This is a genomic window from Clostridium sediminicola (genome assembly GCF_050402865.1).
Classification (GTDB): domain Bacteria; phylum Bacillota; class Clostridia; order Clostridiales; family Clostridiaceae; genus Clostridium_AF; species Clostridium_AF sediminicola.
Map to the genome: position 1 here is coordinate 345,119 of NZ_BAABMF010000001.1, position 15,018 is coordinate 360,136.

The 15,018-nt window shown below is 28.4% G+C and carries 17 protein-coding genes; 11 read left to right on the forward strand and 6 right to left on the reverse strand.

The window, feature by feature from the left end:
* Nucleotides 1-4 precede the first annotated feature (4 nt).
* From ACQ3F0_RS01575 to truA, 4 genes are all read left to right on the forward strand, one after another.
* Complete coding sequence (locus ACQ3F0_RS01575; RefSeq protein ID WP_428863272.1) at nt 5-1,078, forward strand: NAD(P)H-dependent flavin oxidoreductase; 1,074 nt, start codon at nt 5-7, stop codon at nt 1,076-1,078.
* Nucleotides 1,079-1,192: 114 nt separating this feature from the next.
* The gene (locus tag ACQ3F0_RS01580) at nt 1,193-1,399 is read left to right on the forward strand and encodes a hypothetical protein (protein WP_428863709.1); all 207 of its coding nucleotides are present in this window, start codon (nt 1,193-1,195) and stop codon (nt 1,397-1,399) included.
* Between the two features lie 28 nt (nt 1,400-1,427).
* Nucleotides 1,428-1,700 (forward strand): spore coat protein, encoded by a 273-nt coding sequence (locus tag ACQ3F0_RS01585; RefSeq protein WP_428863273.1) that lies wholly within the window; start codon nt 1,428-1,430, stop codon nt 1,698-1,700.
* Between the two features lie 186 nt (nt 1,701-1,886).
* Complete coding sequence (gene truA, locus ACQ3F0_RS01590; protein ID WP_428863274.1) at nt 1,887-2,624, forward strand: tRNA pseudouridine(38-40) synthase TruA; 738 nt, start codon at nt 1,887-1,889, stop codon at nt 2,622-2,624.
* Between the two features lie 64 nt (nt 2,625-2,688).
* On the opposite strand, the gene ACQ3F0_RS01595 is transcribed toward truA, so the two are convergent.
* Nucleotides 2,689-3,657, reverse strand: a complete 969-nt coding sequence (locus ACQ3F0_RS01595; RefSeq protein WP_428863275.1) for a DUF523 and DUF1722 domain-containing protein — start codon at nt 3,655-3,657, stop codon at nt 2,689-2,691.
* Nucleotides 3,658-3,800: 143 nt separating this feature from the next.
* Here ACQ3F0_RS01595 and ACQ3F0_RS01600 point away from each other — a divergent pair, with 143 nt between their 5' ends.
* On the forward strand, nt 3,801-3,938 hold the full coding sequence (locus ACQ3F0_RS01600) for a CPC_1213 family protein (RefSeq protein WP_428863276.1): 138 nt from the start codon (nt 3,801-3,803) through the stop codon (nt 3,936-3,938).
* Between the two features lie 221 nt (nt 3,939-4,159).
* Here ACQ3F0_RS01600 and safA read toward each other — a convergent pair whose 3' ends face one another.
* The gene (gene safA, locus ACQ3F0_RS01605; protein ID WP_428863277.1) at nt 4,160-4,783 is read right to left on the reverse strand and encodes a SafA/ExsA family spore coat assembly protein; all 624 of its coding nucleotides are present in this window, start codon (nt 4,781-4,783) and stop codon (nt 4,160-4,162) included.
* A 178-nt stretch (nt 4,784-4,961) separates the two neighbouring features.
* On the opposite strand from safA, the gene rbr reads away from it, so the two are divergent.
* Nucleotides 4,962-5,552, forward strand: coding sequence for a rubrerythrin (gene rbr / locus ACQ3F0_RS01610; protein WP_428863278.1), 591 nt, complete (start codon nt 4,962-4,964; stop codon nt 5,550-5,552).
* Nucleotides 5,553-5,578: 26 nt separating this feature from the next.
* Here rbr and ACQ3F0_RS01615 read toward each other — a convergent pair whose 3' ends face one another.
* Nucleotides 5,579-7,111 carry an MBL fold metallo-hydrolase RNA specificity domain-containing protein gene (locus ACQ3F0_RS01615; RefSeq protein WP_428863279.1) on the reverse strand — a complete coding sequence of 511 codons (1,533 nt, stop codon included), beginning with the start codon at nt 7,109-7,111 and terminating at the stop codon, nt 5,579-5,581.
* A 107-nt stretch (nt 7,112-7,218) separates the two neighbouring features.
* Nucleotides 7,219-7,941 (reverse strand): ribonuclease H-like domain-containing protein, encoded by a 723-nt coding sequence (locus ACQ3F0_RS01620; RefSeq protein WP_428863280.1) that lies wholly within the window; start codon nt 7,939-7,941, stop codon nt 7,219-7,221.
* 262 nt (nt 7,942-8,203) lie between these two features.
* On the opposite strand from ACQ3F0_RS01620, the gene ACQ3F0_RS01625 reads away from it, so the two are divergent.
* Both ACQ3F0_RS01625 and feoB read left to right on the forward strand, forming a co-directional pair.
* A complete protein-coding gene (locus tag ACQ3F0_RS01625) occupies nt 8,204-8,455 on the forward strand; it encodes a FeoA family protein (protein ID WP_428863281.1) in 252 nt (83 codons plus the stop codon).
* Nucleotides 8,430-10,193, forward strand: coding sequence for a ferrous iron transport protein B (gene feoB, locus ACQ3F0_RS01630; RefSeq protein ID WP_428863282.1), 1,764 nt, complete (start codon nt 8,430-8,432; stop codon nt 10,191-10,193). Before ACQ3F0_RS01625 ends, feoB begins: the two co-directional genes overlap by 26 nt.
* A 52-nt stretch (nt 10,194-10,245) precedes the next feature.
* Here feoB and murG read toward each other — a convergent pair whose 3' ends face one another.
* A complete protein-coding gene (gene murG, locus ACQ3F0_RS01635) occupies nt 10,246-11,316 on the reverse strand; it encodes an undecaprenyldiphospho-muramoylpentapeptide beta-N-acetylglucosaminyltransferase (RefSeq protein WP_428863283.1) in 1,071 nt (356 codons plus the stop codon).
* A gap of 383 nt (nt 11,317-11,699) precedes the next feature.
* Between murG and ACQ3F0_RS01640 the strand changes: the two genes are divergently transcribed.
* Together ACQ3F0_RS01640 and ACQ3F0_RS01645 are read left to right on the forward strand one after the other, a co-directional pair.
* Nucleotides 11,700-11,882 carry an alpha/beta-type small acid-soluble spore protein gene (locus ACQ3F0_RS01640; RefSeq protein ID WP_428863284.1) on the forward strand — a complete coding sequence of 61 codons (183 nt, stop codon included), beginning with the start codon at nt 11,700-11,702 and terminating at the stop codon, nt 11,880-11,882.
* A 230-nt stretch (nt 11,883-12,112) separates the two neighbouring features.
* Nucleotides 12,113-12,295: an alpha/beta-type small acid-soluble spore protein gene (locus ACQ3F0_RS01645; protein WP_428863285.1), complete on the forward strand. Its 183-nt coding sequence runs from the start codon at nt 12,113-12,115 to the stop codon at nt 12,293-12,295.
* A gap of 54 nt (nt 12,296-12,349) precedes the next feature.
* Here the strand turns inward: ACQ3F0_RS01645 and recJ are convergent, their stop codons facing one another.
* Entirely contained in the window at nt 12,350-14,119 is a 1,770-nt protein-coding gene (recJ, locus tag ACQ3F0_RS01650; RefSeq protein WP_428863286.1) for a single-stranded-DNA-specific exonuclease RecJ, read from the reverse strand.
* A gap of 77 nt (nt 14,120-14,196) precedes the next feature.
* Between recJ and ACQ3F0_RS01655 the strand changes: the two genes are divergently transcribed.
* Nucleotides 14,197-15,015, forward strand: a complete 819-nt coding sequence (locus tag ACQ3F0_RS01655; protein ID WP_428863287.1) for a TIM barrel protein — start codon at nt 14,197-14,199, stop codon at nt 15,013-15,015.
* The last annotated feature ends 3 nt before the right edge of the window (nt 15,016-15,018 follow it).

The window sequence follows — 15,018 nt, forward strand, 5'->3', positions numbered from 1 at the left end:
TTATATGAATTTACCAAAACTAAAAATTGGTGATTTTGTAGCTAAAGTACCAATTATTCAAGGTGGTATGGGAGTAGGTGTATCTAAATCTAAACTTGCAGCTGCAGTAGCCAACACAGGTTGCATTGGAGTTATTTCTGCAGTTCAATTAGGCTATAATGAACCAGATTTTGAAAATAATTTTAAAGATGCAAACCTAAGAAGTTTAAAAAGCGAAATTCAAAAAGCAAGAAAATTAAGTCCAAATGGCATTTTAGGAATAAATGTACTAAATGCTGCAAAAAACTATGAAGAGATAGTAAAAACTGCAGTTGAAGAAAAAATAGATTTGATAATTTCTGGTGCAGGTCTACCTGTAGATTTGCCAAAATTTATAAAAAATACAAAAACAAAAATCATCCCTATAGTATCATCAGGAAAAGCAGCTAAGATTATAACCAAAATGTGGGTTAAAAAATATGATTATATTCCAGATGCAATAATTGTTGAAGGAAAAGAAGCTGGAGGACATTTAGGTTTTGCTCTTAAGGACCTTTTATCAACTTCAACTAATACTTTACAAGGAATTGTAAAGGAAGTATTAGATGTCATTAAAGGCTTCGAGGAGAAATACAAAAAAAACATCCCTGTTATAGCAGCAGGTGGAATATTTACTGGTAAAGATATAGCTGAATATATAAAAATGGGAGCAGCTGGAGTTCAAATGGCAACATCTTTTGTTGCTACAGATGAATGTGACGCACATATTAATTTCAAAAATGCGTACATAAACTCTAAAAAAGAAGATATTAAATTAATAAAATCTCCTGTTGGCATGCCTGGAAGAGCCATCAATAATAATTTTGTAAAAGCTCTTGAAAATGGTAGAATTCCAATAAAAAAATGTTACACTTGTCTAAAGACATGTGATCCCAAAACAACTCCATTTTGCATATCAAAAGCACTTATAAATGCAGTAAACGGTGACGTGGATAATGGCCTTGTTTTTGCCGGAAGTAATGCTTATAGATTAACTGAAATTAAACCTGTTAAAACTCTTGTAGATGAATTAGTTAATGAAGCCGAAAGTTATTTATAGTTTTAAAGCACAGAATATCTGTGCTTTTTTTATTTACATTAATTTCAATCTATAATTTCAAATTTTTCGCTAATAATATTATTGTAAAAGATTAAAAATGGAGGTATCCACGTGATGAATACAGGCGCAAAAGAAATAACTAGTAACAATTTAAAAGTTATAAAAGACCAAATTGGCTATGAAGCATTAATGACAAAAAAATTTGACCAATGCAGCAATACATGCACTGATCAAGAATTAAAAGATTTATGTTGTCAAGCAAGCCAAAAGCATAAAGATAATTTTACATCCTTAAAAAATTATTTAGAATCTCACCAATAATTATTAAATTTTATTAGGAGGATTAAACATGGCAAATATACAATTAAGTGAAAAAGAAATGATGCAAGATTTATTAACTAGTGAAAAACAAATAATTACAGCTTATAGTACAGGAATAACTGAGACTTCATGTAAAAATCTTAGAGACACATTAGTAAGAAATTTCGAATGTGTTCAAGATGTTCAATATCAAGTATTTGATGCCATGAGCAAAAAAGGTTGGTATCCTACAAAAGATGCACCTGAGCAAGAAGTTCAAGAAGCTAAACAACAAGCTGCACAAATGTGGCAAGAACTATAACAGTTATTTAAAGAGAAGCACTTGCTTCTCTTTTTTATTTGAAAATTTTAGTTTTATAAAGTACAATATAAATGCTTAATGAAGAAGTTACATAAAGAACATAAAACACATTTTACAATCATTTTCAAATCATAATTTAAATATATACTATTTAAATTATGACAAAAAAATAAAGTAGGTGCTTAAATGAAAAATATTAAACTAACATTAGAATATGACGGTTCAAGATATAGAGGCTGGCAGAAACTAGGAGATTCCAACAATACTATTCAATACAAATTAGAAAAAACTTTATCTGATATTCTTAAACAAGATATTTCAATTATTGGTTCCGGAAGAACGGATGCAGGTACCCATGCTTTGAAGCAAGTAGCTAATTTTAACTTTCCTAAAAAAATTTCATTATCAAATTTGCAAAATGAATTAAATACACAATTACCATCAGATATTTCTGTAAAAAACATAGAATATGTTCCTAATTCTTTTCATTCAAGACATAGTGCAAAGAAAAAAATCTATACATATCAAATTGATAACTCTATATACCCTTGTGTATTTTCAAAATCATATGCACATCATATTCCCGAAAAATTAGATATTGAAGAAATTGAAAAGGCAACAAGATTTCTCATAGGTAAAAGAGATTTTCAAAGCTTTACAGCTTTAAAAGATGGAAAAAAATCAACAGTTAGAGAATTGAATTCTATAGAAATAAAAACTTCAAATAATCTAATTCAATTCGTTTTCACTGGAAATTCTTTCCTGTATAAAATGGTAAGAATATTGTCAGGAACATTAATAGAAATCGGACTTCATACTATGAAAAAAGAAGATTTGATTTCAATTATGAATTCAAAAAATAGATCATTAGCTGGTCCAACTGCGCCTTCCAAAGGCTTATTTTTAACAGATGTTTTTTACTAATGATTTATTTTTCCAAAACAAATTGTCTGTACACACTTTGGAAAGTAATTTACTATAGTTTATATTAAATTACTTTCCCTGAATCCCTTACATTAACTAAACTTTCTGGAAATGGTGAGAATATTGATTGATTAATAATATACTCGTCATTAAACCTAATTGATAGTTCCTTTAATACTCCTAAAGGACTACTAAAAGGTAAATGACCCATCTTATATTTATTAATACAGTTTTCAATAAATTGATATTCCTCATTTTTAACTCTTTCTTTATACCTGTCATTGAGAAAGGATAAAACATTAAATTTATTATCTTTTCTAGCAGCTCTGTTAAAAACTCTATAAGTATTTTTCAAATACTCTTTTACCAATTCCTCTTTATCCTCAGGATCTTCTTTTAATTTATGTAATAAACTATCCAAAATTTGAAATCTTGATTTATTATACATAGTAAATAGCAAGGTATTTTTATCATGAAATTTTAATAAACTATCATAAGAATAGTTTTCTAAAACATTTTTTAGTTCAAAAGAAACAAATAGTTTTGTTAAAAATAATTCTCTCAATTTATAATCCTTCAGTCTACCATTATCTTCAATAGGATAATATTCATATTTGTCAATAACTTCTCTTGCAAAGAACCCTACCCCTTTTTTGAATGAACATCCTTTTGTATTATCTGCATATACTTTTACATCTTTTACTCCACATGAAGGTGAGCGACTTTTAAGAATCACTCCATCTAATCTAATGGATTCTAACTTTTCTAAAAAGCTTTTATTAAATGAATTCATTTTTTCACTAAAATCATAATTATTCTTGCTTTGAATTACTTTCACTTCACCCTTTACTTCTACTAGTCTAATAGTTTCTCTAGGAATTCCTAATCCTATCTCCACTTCTGGACAGACTGTTATGTATTCTATATAATCTTTTAATAATTCTATAAAATCGTCTTTTGAACCTTGACCATTATATCTACAGTTTGAAAACCCTAAACACTTACTAACTAAAATTATTGGTTTGTCACTCATTATATTCCTCACAGTTTTAATATATTTTACTTAAATATTATTTGTAAAATAAAAAAAACTATACAAATATTGCTATACTTAAACTCATCATACTAGGGCATCCTATAACTGTTATAGTTAAAGAAAATTGAAAGGAGATTCTAATGTCTGAAAAAATGAAAGACACAAAAAATAACAGAAAGAAAGATAAAAAATTCAAAAAAGTTAATATTAAGCACGGTCAATCTGAAAGTGCCCGAGATGTTTTTAAATCCCGTGAAAATCCTGATTACGAAACATAAAGAACAAATGCATATATAGCTACAAAGCCACTCCACTTCACTAAGAAATTCTAATTCATTTTCTTAAATATATACTAAAATGAATAAGAATCTCTAAAGCTTGTTACGATGCCTTTTACGCTATATATGCTTCTTCTACTCACTGAAGGATGGAATTTATAAATTCCTATATAATAAAAAAAGTTAGCATTTAACGAAAGTTAATGCTAACTTTTTTTATTTTACCATCCTATAAACATTTGAGTCCAGTATATTGTTCCGTTTTTATCCTTTGCTGCTCCTACTCCAATTTGAGAGTATTTTGAACTAAGAATATTACTTCTATGTCCTGAAGAGTTCATCCAACTGTTCATAACTGAAGATGCACTGTTTTGCCCATAGGCAATATTTTCTCCTGCAGTTCTATAATTAATTCCAAAATCTTTAATCATTTTAAATGGAGACCCAAAAGTTGGTGATGTGTGTGAGAAATAATTTTTGTTTATCATATCTTGTGACTTATATCTAGCGACTCTAGAAAGCTGCCAATTCGCTTTTAATGGTGCTAAACCTTGTTTACTTCTTTCAACATTAACTAATCTTATAACTTCATTTTCAAGTGCTTTTATAGCAGAATAATCTGGTACTTTGATTAATTGTCCAGGATATATCAAATCCGGATTAGATATCTGTGGATTTATGCTGAGCAATTCTGAACACCCTATTTGGTATTTAACACAAATTTTCCAAAGTGAATCCCCTGATTTAACAGAATAATTAAAACTATCTACAGCAAATACGCTTGGTGCATAAAAGATAATCATAGCCATAAGTATAAAAATAATTTTTGAAAAACCTTTTTTCATTATGTCCTACCTCTTTTCTTATATTTTATTAAATTACATTGTGATCAAATCACATAAGTAACTCTTTCTATAGTAGTATTTCACATATTATAAATTTTATTTTTATTTTTTTTGGGTAAAATAAATATATTGCATGGTTAAACCATGGCAAATTATTTCAAATTTTGGAGGTATTTCTATGAAAGATTTAAAAGGTACAAAAACGGCTGACAACATTGCAGCAGCATTTGCAGGTGAGTCACAAGCGCGAATGAGATATACTTATTATGAAAAAGTTGCAGAAAAAGAAAACCATAAGCACATAGCATCTATTTTTAGAGAAACTGCTGAAAATGAAAGAGCTCATGCAAAAGTTTTCTTTAATTACTTAGTAAATGGATTAGATGATCCACATATTAAGGTTAATGCCGAATACCCTATTGGTTTTGGCACAACAGAAGAAAATCTACAATATGCTGCAGCTGGAGAGAAAGAAGAATGGGGCTCTTTATATCCTAATTTTGCTAAAATTGCTAAAGAAGAAGGTTTCCCAGAAATAGAAGCTTCATTAAATAGCATAATAACCATTGAGCAGGGACATGAAAAAAGATATTTAGATTTATTAGACGAGTTAAAAAATGGCACTTTATATAAAAAACAATCTCAACAATATTGGAAGTGTCGTAACTGTGGTTATATTCACTTTGGAACAGATGCACCTGAAGTTTGTCCAGCTTGTAAACATCCTCAAGGATTCTTTGAAATTATGTATACTGCTCCAATAAAATAAGAACCCTTCATAGGGTTCTCTATTTACTAATCATCTTCTTTTATAGGCTTGATTACTTTATCTATTTCCTTCAATAATGTTTCTTTATTCATTTTTTCAATATTATTTATTGAATTCAATAATTTAATTATTCTATATTTAACATTTTCATCATTAAGGTGAATATTCTCATTTATATAATAACTTTCAGCAACATCCATTATCCTAGCTTTGTACCCCTTATCATCCAACAAATCCTTAAAAGTATTCATAGATGAATCAGATCCATGAACAAGGAAAATCTCTTTTGGTTTTTCCATTAAATGGTCTACCCAATTCAATAAACCCTTCTGATCAGCATGTCCTGATAAACCTTCTAAATTATAAATTTGAGCATTAACTGCTACAAGCTCACCAAAAATCTTTACTTTTTTATTTTTATTAGAAATAGCTCTTCCCAGAGTTCCTTCAGCTTGATAACCTACAAAAACAATTGAACACTCTTTTCTCCATAAATTATGTTTTAAGTGATGCTTCACCCTACCTGCTTCGCACATACCACTTGCAGATATTATAACGGCACCTTTTTGAATCTTATTTATTTTAGCAGAATCTTGAGGTGAATTTGTAAAAGCCAATCCTTTAAATTTCAAAGGATTATCCCCAGTTTTTATCAATTTTTTTGCTTCATCATCAAAATAATCACTCATCTTTTCATAAATAGATGTAGCATTAGATGCTAATGGACTATCAACATATACTGTTAAATCTTCCAATTCATTATTCTCAACATATTTGTTAAGTGCATATAATACTTCTTGAGTTCTACCAACAGAAAAAGAAGGTATTACAACATTACCACCTCGTGCAAAAGTATCTTTAATAATATTAACAAGTTCTTTTAAAGACCAGTCAATATCACCATGAAGCCTGTCTCCATATGTAGTTTCCATAATTAAGTAATCAGCATAATTTATAAACTGTGGGTCTTTAATAATAGGCTTGTTAACATTACCTAAATCTCCTGTATAAACTACTTTAACTTCTTCTTCATAATTCTCTTGAATATACATTTCTATAATAGCTGACCCTAATAAATGTCCCGCATCTCTAAATTTTATTTTGAAACCATCAAAAACTTCTATCATTTCATCATATCTGAAATCTCGAAATAAATATAAAGAAAGTTCTGCAATTTTTGCAGTATATAAAGGCTCGATAGTATCTAACCCTTGTCTAACTCTTTTTCTATTTTTCCACTCTACTTCACTTTCTTGAATGAATCCACTGTCAGGGAGCATTATCTTACATAGCTCTTTTGTAGCTTCAGTACATAAAACCTCTCCCTTGAAACCTTTCTTATACAAAAATGGTATTCTTCCACTATGATCAATATGAGCGTGACTTAATATTACATAATCAATTTTTTTAGGGTCAAAATTGAACTCATTATTTCCTCTATCTTTTTCATCTTTACCTTGATAAAGGCCACAATCTAAAAGAATATTTTTATTATTTATTGTTAATAAATGACAAGAACCTGTGACGCATTTTGCAGCTCCATAAAACTCTAATTTCATAAACCATCACCTATCTTTCATTGTTATAATAAGTATATTTTTTAATATTTAATACATCTAATACATCAATTTTAAACAGGAAAATAAGTTTTATAATAACTCTAAAGTTAACTATTAGTTTCTGGTTTTCTTTTATTCATTTTATTAATCTTTTTTAATTCCAATTCTTCTTGTTTTAATTTCTCATTTACAACACTATTCCAATCAACATAAATTCTAAATAAGCTTACTACATCTTGTTCATTATACAACAAAATTCTATCCTTCTTTTCTTGAGGCATTCTGTTCATATAATCGCTATCCTTCATAACCTTACAAAATGTTTTTGCTAAATTAGAACCACTAATAACATTATCCTCTCTCTCAATATTAAATTTCTTTTCTAAATTTTTCAACCCTATGTTTACACCTATTACCTTTTCATACTCTCGTTGCAAATCTATTTTTTTATAATAACTGTCAATATCATAACCAATATTATTCTTTTCAAATAGATAGTTAATAACGGTAAAATCATTATTACCTGAAAAAGTAACAATATATTTCTTTTTGTTTTTTTCTTGCATTTCTTTAAAATATTCTCTTGCCATTTCCAATATTTCAATAGATTCATTTCGATTTTCAAGCATGTATTGAGTTACTTTTATAACATTATTTTCCTTATCATAATAGGAGCATCCAAAAACTCCAATACAAATAGGTTTTTTATATACATAATGCTCCAAATCAAAAAATACAGAATCTTCAAATAAATCCTTTTTTCCAAATACACTTAATGCATTTTCTAAATCATACTTGCTAACTTCAACTTCATTTTTTCTTATTATCATTTTTCCACTCTTTCTAGATATAAACCAATACATAGATTAATTTAGAATTTAATCTCATACACTTAATATTATCAGTTTTTTATCAGATTTACAAATAATAATAATAATTTATAGATAAATTTTACAATAAAACATTATTTTTAATTAAATTTCACTAACTTCAATAATGTTTTTTCTTAATATTTATTGACAAAATTCAAGTTTGAGAATATAATTTAATTGAGAATGATTTTCATATTTGTTAGTAGAAAGGAGTATCCATATGTGCGTAGTTGATTTGAAACCTGGTCAAAATGGCATTATAAAAGATGTTTTTTGTGATAGTAGACTATCCAGAAGATTACAAGCTTTAGGGTGCATAGAAGGTACCGAAATCGTAGTAAAAAATAAAGCTCCATTCGGGGATCCAATAGTTATAAATATAAGAGGTTTTGATTTAGCAATAAGAAAAAAAGATGCTAAAAATATTTCACTTCAGGAGGAATCTAATGATAACAGCTGCATTAGTGGGTAACCCTAATGTTGGAAAAACAACATTATTTAATTATTTAACAGATTCAAAACAATATGTTGGAAATTGGGCTGGAGTTACTGTTGAAAAAAAAGAAGGTTACATAGACAAAAACATTAAAATAGTAGATTTACCTGGAATTTATGCTATGGATACCTTTTCTAACGAAGAAAAAGTGTCCAAGCATTTTTTAGAAGATAGTGAAACTGATGTAATCATTAACATTATCGATGCTTCAAATTTAGATAGAAATTTATATTTAACTACTCAATTGAAACAATTTAATAAACCAATAATTTTAATATTAAACATGCTTGATATCGCTGAATCAAAAGGTTTAAAAATCGATATTGAACAGCTTTCTATTAAACTTGGTGTAACAATAATTGCAATGTCTAAGGATAAAGAAAAACAAATAGATGAATTAAAAAAAATTCTTTTAAATAAAACTTTTAACCAAACAATAGATGACAGGAATTATAGCTTCAAAAATGAAAAGTCTGCTTATGAATTTATTGAAAATTTAATAAAAGATTCTATTAAAAACACTACTGAACCTCAGAAAAGTTTAACACATTCAATAGATGGTTTAATTCTAAACAGGTTCTTGGCCTATCCAATTTTTTTGATGATAATGTATTTGATTTTCACATTTACATTTTCATGGGTCGGACAGCCTTTAGCTGATGGACTTGGTTATTTAATTGATGATGTATTTACTAACTTTTTAAGTAATTTATTATCCGATAGTAGTTTTTGGTTTAAATCTCTAATTATCGATGGTATAGTAGGCGGTGTTGGTTCAGTAATTTCATTACTACCTTATATTTTAACTTTATTTCTAGGTATCTCAATACTAGAAGACAGTGGATATATGGCACGGGCTGCTTTTATTATGGATAAAATTATGAGAAAAATTGGACTCTCTGGAAAAGCATTTATACCTTTAATAGTTGGTTTTGGATGCTCTGTTCCAGGTATAATGTCAGCAAGAACATTAGAAAGTGAAAAAGATAGAAAACTTACTGCTTTATTAGTTCCTTTAATGTCTTGTAATGCAAGAATACCAGTTTATGCTTTGTTTGCTACAATATTTTTTAAAGGTAAAGAATCCTTTGTAATTTTTTCTTTATATATATTAGGTATTTTAATAGCATTTATAGTTGGTTTCATTTTCAAGAATACTATATTCAAAAAAGATGAAGAACCTTTTATTATTGAATTACCCTCTTATAAATTACCAGAGCCAAAAAATCTATTGCTTCATACATGGGAAAAAGGCAAAGGCTTCCTACAAAAGGCAGGAACAATTATATTCTCTGTTTCAGTTATAGTTTGGTTTTTATCCAACTTTAATTTCACGGGGATGGTTCCAATCGAAGAAAGCCTATTATCACTTTTAGGTAAATATTTATCTGTATTATTTGAACCATTAGGTTTTGCTAATTGGCAGAATTCAGTTGCATTATTAACAGGTTTAATGGCTAAAGAAGTTGTTGTAGCAACTCTTGGCGTTCTTTATGGTAACAATCTCACAGAGATTCTACCTACTATTTTTTCAACTGCATCAGCTTATAGTTATCTAGTATTTATACTTTTATATACACCTTGTGTATCCACTGTTGCTGTAATGAAGAAAGAATACGGAACTAAAATGGCAATCTTTTCAGTCATTTATCAAATAGTACTTGCATGGTTAGGTTCATTTATTATCTATAATATTATTAAAATAATTATATAACGTAATGTTTTAAAATATATAAAAAAGCAAAATAACGGAACTAATTATTCCGTTATTTTGCTTTTTTCAAAATTATATTTACAATATTCTCTACACCATCTTTTGAATCACTTTTGTTCATTGCTTTTACATATGTTGATTTATTGTCATATACATCCTTGACTTTGTTCAAAAGATCTTTTCCATTCAATTCTTCTTCTTGAATTACTACACTATATCCACTTTTTTCAAATGATTTAGCATTTAATATCTGATCTCCCCTACTTGCTTTTGCCGAAAGAGGAATTAAAATATTAGGCTTTTTCAAAGCTAAAATTTCAAATATTACGTTAGCACCAGCTCGTGAAATAAATACATCTGCTGCTTGCATAAAGTGAGAAAGTTCTTCTGAAACATAATCAAATTGCCTATACCCATCCATTTTAGATAAGTTATCATCTATATTCCCTTTGCCACAAATATGAATAATGTTAAAGTGTACTAAAAACTCAAGTAAATTATCTCTCACTGCAGAATTAATGACTTTTGAACCTAAACTTCCGCCAATAATTAAAAGGATTGGCTTTTCTTCCTTGAAGTCGCAAATTTTTTTACCAATCAACTTACTTCCTTCAAATATTTGCTCCCTAATAGGCGTTCCGGTTAATACTGCTTTTTCGTTATCTAAAAATTTTAAGGACTCTGGAAAAGTAACACATACTTTAGTACAGAATGGAGCCGCCAGCTTGTTGGCAAGTCCAGGAGTCATATCTGATTCATGAGCTATCACAGGTATTTTATTTAAATATGCTCCAATAACAACAGGTACTGATACAAAACCTCCCTTGGAGAATACTACGCTTGGATTAACTTTTTTGATAATTTTTTTAGCTTGAAATATTCCTTGTAATACTTTGAATGGATCAGAAAAATTTTTTAAATCAAAATATCTTCTTAGTTTTCCACTAGAAATTTCATGATATTTTATCTTTTCTCCTTCTATTATTCTTTTTTCAATTCCGTCAGATGTTCCAATATACTCTATTGAATAGCCGTGTTCAATCAACTTGGGAATTAAAGCAAGATTAGGTGTAACATGTCCTGCCGAACCTCCACCAGTCATAATTATTTTTCGCTCGTTCAAAAAATCATCTCCTATTTAATATACAAAAGATTAATTATACTAAGGTAATTCCACAAAAAACAATTTAGTTGAACTTCTCCCACAATATATAGCGTCAGAACGCATCAATCTGCGGTAGATATTGAGGTGGGGTTTAGTTCAACTTACTTTTTATGGTTTAACCATACTATACAATTTTCTAATAATTACTTCATTCTGTCAATTGATTTTTAAATTAAAATTAGTTTACTTTGAATTTATTTCAAATATATGTACTTACTACTATAAATATTTGAATTTTCTATACTTTGTACAAACTAGTTTCTATTCCTGTAAGATACTATCATATTAATGGACAATAGAGAAATACTACTAATGAAACAAAATAAAAAGGAGGTAACATAATGGCTCAAAAATTAGTACCAGAAGCAAAACAAGGATTAAATAAATTTAAAAATGAAATAGCTTCAGAAATGGGCGTACCATTTACAGAGTATAATGGAAACCTTACTTCTGCTCAATGCGGTAGTGTTGGTGGAGAAATGGTTAAAAGAATGGTAAATCAATATGAGCAAGGATTAAAATAAAATGTAAAAATAAGTGGTGGATAAAAAATTCACCGCTTTTAATTTTGTTTGAATTTTTTTTTGATTTTAGGGAATTATATAAATGTTATTATTTTATATAAATATTAGTTATAATAATCATATTTACAATATAATATATCATTATCCTTGTTTACCATAAATTTTCACTTATATATATTCTCATTTTGGATAAGCTATTATTAAGAAAGAAACAAGGAGGTGAAAAAAGAATGGCTAAAACATTAATACCAGAAGCTAAACAAGGTTTATATAACTTCAGAACTGAAGTAGCTAATGAATTAGGAGTACCTTTTACAGAATATAATGGTAACCTTACTTCTGCTCAATGTGGTAGTGTTGGTGGAGAAATGGTTAAAAGAATGGTAGCTCAATATGAACAAAATTTAAAATAATATAGTAGAAAGAGTTTAGGGATATGATTTGATCATATCCCTTTTGATTGCTTATTAGGCTGAAAGTCTAAAATCTATAATTTTCAATTGTTTTTTAGTATTTCCTTTAAATTCATTTACGCCTACTGCAAAAACTAAATCTAATTTCAAATTTGTTGGATTGAATAATTGATTACCATAATTTTCTCCATATTTCTTTTCTAATAAATCTTTAAACTCATCTACTCTATTAAAAGAAATGGCATCAATTAAATTCTTTTCATCTACCTTTAGCGTAAGCTTCATAGTATTCTGTTTCTTGCCTAATATCCTTATTGCAGTAACAATTACATTCTTCTCTGCAAAAACAGGATTAGGATTTGCTTTACCATGTGGCTCTAAAATTTCTAGGTTTTTAATTAAGTCAAAGGATACTTCCCTTAAATGAATTCTTTTATCAATTTTAACTTTGTACATTAAATCTTTTTCAGTAAGTGTACAATTTTCTAATAATTTTTTTCTAAGTATATCAATATTTTTTTCTTCTAAAGATAGTCCTGCCGCCATAGGATGACCACCAAATTTAACTAACAAATCTTTACATTTTAACAATTCTTCAAACATATTGTACTCTTCTATAGATCTACCAGAACCCTTTGGCATCTCTTTGCCACCTGTTAATATTATTGTAGGTATATTATATTTTTCTCTTACTTTACCTGCAACAATACCAGCTATACTCTCATGTACATCCTTTTTATAAACCACCAAAACTTTATCATTACTCATTTTATTTTCTTCGATTTGTTCAATAATAGCTTCTACATTTGTTTGAGTCATTTCTTGTCTCTTTTTATTTAAATCAAATAATTTTTTTGCCAGTTCATATGCTTTATCATGGTTGTTAGCCAGTAGAAGTTCTACAGATAAATTTGCCGTATCTAACCTTCCTGTAGCATTGATGCATGGTCCAATCATAAATCCAATATGGTATGATTTAATCCTCTTCTCTTTTAAGCCTAAAACATCGATTAAAGCTAATAGTCCAATATTACTTGTTTTGTTGATATATTCAATACCATTTTTTGCAATAATTCTATTCTCACCTATTAAATCAACAACATCACATATAGTACCAATTCCAGCTATTTCGATAAATTCCTTTAACTCTTGTTCTTCTAACCCAAGTTTATCAAATAATACTTGTACAAATTTCAGAGCAATTCCTGCACCACATAAATAACTAAATGGATAATTGCAATCGTATTGCTTAGGATTAATAATAGCATCTGCTACTGGCTTTATATATTCCCTAGTTCCATCCTCATTTTCTATAAATCTTTGTTCATGATGGTCTGTAACAACAATTGAAATATCAAGTGATTTTGCCAGCTCGATTTCCTCAATAGCACTTATCCCATTGTCACAAGTTAAGATAACTTCAGTGCCATTTTCTTTCAAAGTTTTAATTCTATTACTGCTCATTCCATAACCTTCACTTTCACGATCAGGAATATAATAATCTACGTTAGCATCTAATTTTTTCAAAGCTTTGTAAAGTATTGTAGTACTCGTAATACCATCAGCATCATAATCTCCATAGACAATAATTTTCTTTCCTTCATCTATAGCGTCTAAAATAATATCAGTGCCTAAATCCATATCTTTCATTAAATAGGGGTCATGCATATCATTTAGATTTGCTCTTAAAAATTTCTTAGCTTCATCTACACTAGTAATGCCTCTTGTTGCTAATATTTTAGAAAGAATTTTACTAATGTCTGCACCATCAGCTAATGATTCTACATCTGTACTAGTTACTTTCATTCTCCATTCTCTATTCAATTTATCACCTTCTTCGAATTGATTATAACACATAAATATAACGTTTTGTGTTATAATCCTTTATGGAGGTGCTAAAATTGGATAAATTATTATTTGGAATTTCCGGATTACCAATAGGCAACGAAGGAGATAAATTTAAATATAAAACAGGAATAAGCCATTTAAACGAAATAGGACTTGATGCTATGGAACTTCCTTTTGTTCGTTCAGTAAATGTAACTGATAAGAATTATAAAGAAATTTTAGAAATGAAAAAAAAGAATGATTTTTACATCTCTGCTCATGGTTCCTATTACATAAATCTTAATTCTGATGAATTAGAAAAAATTGAAAAGTCAAAAGAACGTATTATAAAAGGCGCACTTGGGCTTCAAAAAGTAGAAGGCACAAGTTTAGTATTTCATCCCGGTTTTTATTTAAAAGATTCAAAAGAAGAAACTTATGAAACGATAAAAGAAGGTCTTATAGAATTACCTGATTTAGGTATTACATATAGGTTAGAAACAACAGGGAAGCCTTCTCAATTTGGATCTTTGGAAGAAATTGTGCAATTAAGTAAAGAAGTCACTACCTGTGAACCTTGCATCGATTTTTCACATTTACATGCAAGAGAAAACGGAAGTCTAAAGAACTATGATGATTATTCACGGATTTTAGATTACATAGGTTCAGAACTTGGAGAAAATGCATTATACAACATGCATATACATATGTCTGGTATTCACTATACTCCCAAAGGAGAAAGAAATCATCTTCCCTTTGATGAGAGTGATTTTAATTATAAGGCTTGTATAAAAGCTCTATATGATTATAATGTAAAGGGATGTGTTATTTGCGAAAGCCCTATCCTGGAAAATGATTCTTTAAAATTAAAGCAATACTATAATAGTCTGTAGGAG

Excerpts from the sequence above, each read along its gene's own strand:
- ACQ3F0_RS01625 (WP_428863281.1), top strand. The coding sequence starts at position 8,204 with ATGTGCGTAGTTGATTTGAAACCTGGTCAAAATGGCATTATAAAAGAT.
- ACQ3F0_RS01615 (WP_428863279.1), bottom strand. The coding sequence starts at position 7,111 with ATGAAATTAGAGTTTTATGGAGCTGCAAAATGCGTCACAGGTTCTTGT.
- ACQ3F0_RS01600 (WP_428863276.1), top strand. The coding sequence starts at position 3,801 with ATGTCTGAAAAAATGAAAGACACAAAAAATAACAGAAAGAAAGATAAA.
- rbr (WP_428863278.1), top strand. The coding sequence starts at position 4,962 with ATGAAAGATTTAAAAGGTACAAAAACGGCTGACAACATTGCAGCAGCA.
- safA (WP_428863277.1), bottom strand. The coding sequence starts at position 4,783 with ATGAAAAAAGGTTTTTCAAAAATTATTTTTATACTTATGGCTATGATT.
- ACQ3F0_RS01640 (WP_428863284.1), top strand. The coding sequence starts at position 11,700 with ATGGCTCAAAAATTAGTACCAGAAGCAAAACAAGGATTAAATAAATTT.
- ACQ3F0_RS01645 (WP_428863285.1), top strand. The coding sequence starts at position 12,113 with ATGGCTAAAACATTAATACCAGAAGCTAAACAAGGTTTATATAACTTC.
- truA (WP_428863274.1), top strand. The coding sequence starts at position 1,887 with ATGAAAAATATTAAACTAACATTAGAATATGACGGTTCAAGATATAGA.
- ACQ3F0_RS01620 (WP_428863280.1), bottom strand. The coding sequence starts at position 7,941 with ATGATAATAAGAAAAAATGAAGTTGAAGTTAGCAAGTATGATTTAGAA.
- feoB (WP_428863282.1), top strand. The coding sequence starts at position 8,430 with ATGATAACAGCTGCATTAGTGGGTAACCCTAATGTTGGAAAAACAACA.
- ACQ3F0_RS01575 (WP_428863272.1), top strand. The coding sequence starts at position 5 with ATGAATTTACCAAAACTAAAAATTGGTGATTTTGTAGCTAAAGTACCA.
- ACQ3F0_RS01585 (WP_428863273.1), top strand. The coding sequence starts at position 1,428 with ATGGCAAATATACAATTAAGTGAAAAAGAAATGATGCAAGATTTATTA.
- ACQ3F0_RS01595 (WP_428863275.1), bottom strand. The coding sequence starts at position 3,657 with ATGAGTGACAAACCAATAATTTTAGTTAGTAAGTGTTTAGGGTTTTCA.
- ACQ3F0_RS01580 (WP_428863709.1), top strand. The coding sequence starts at position 1,193 with ATGAATACAGGCGCAAAAGAAATAACTAGTAACAATTTAAAAGTTATA.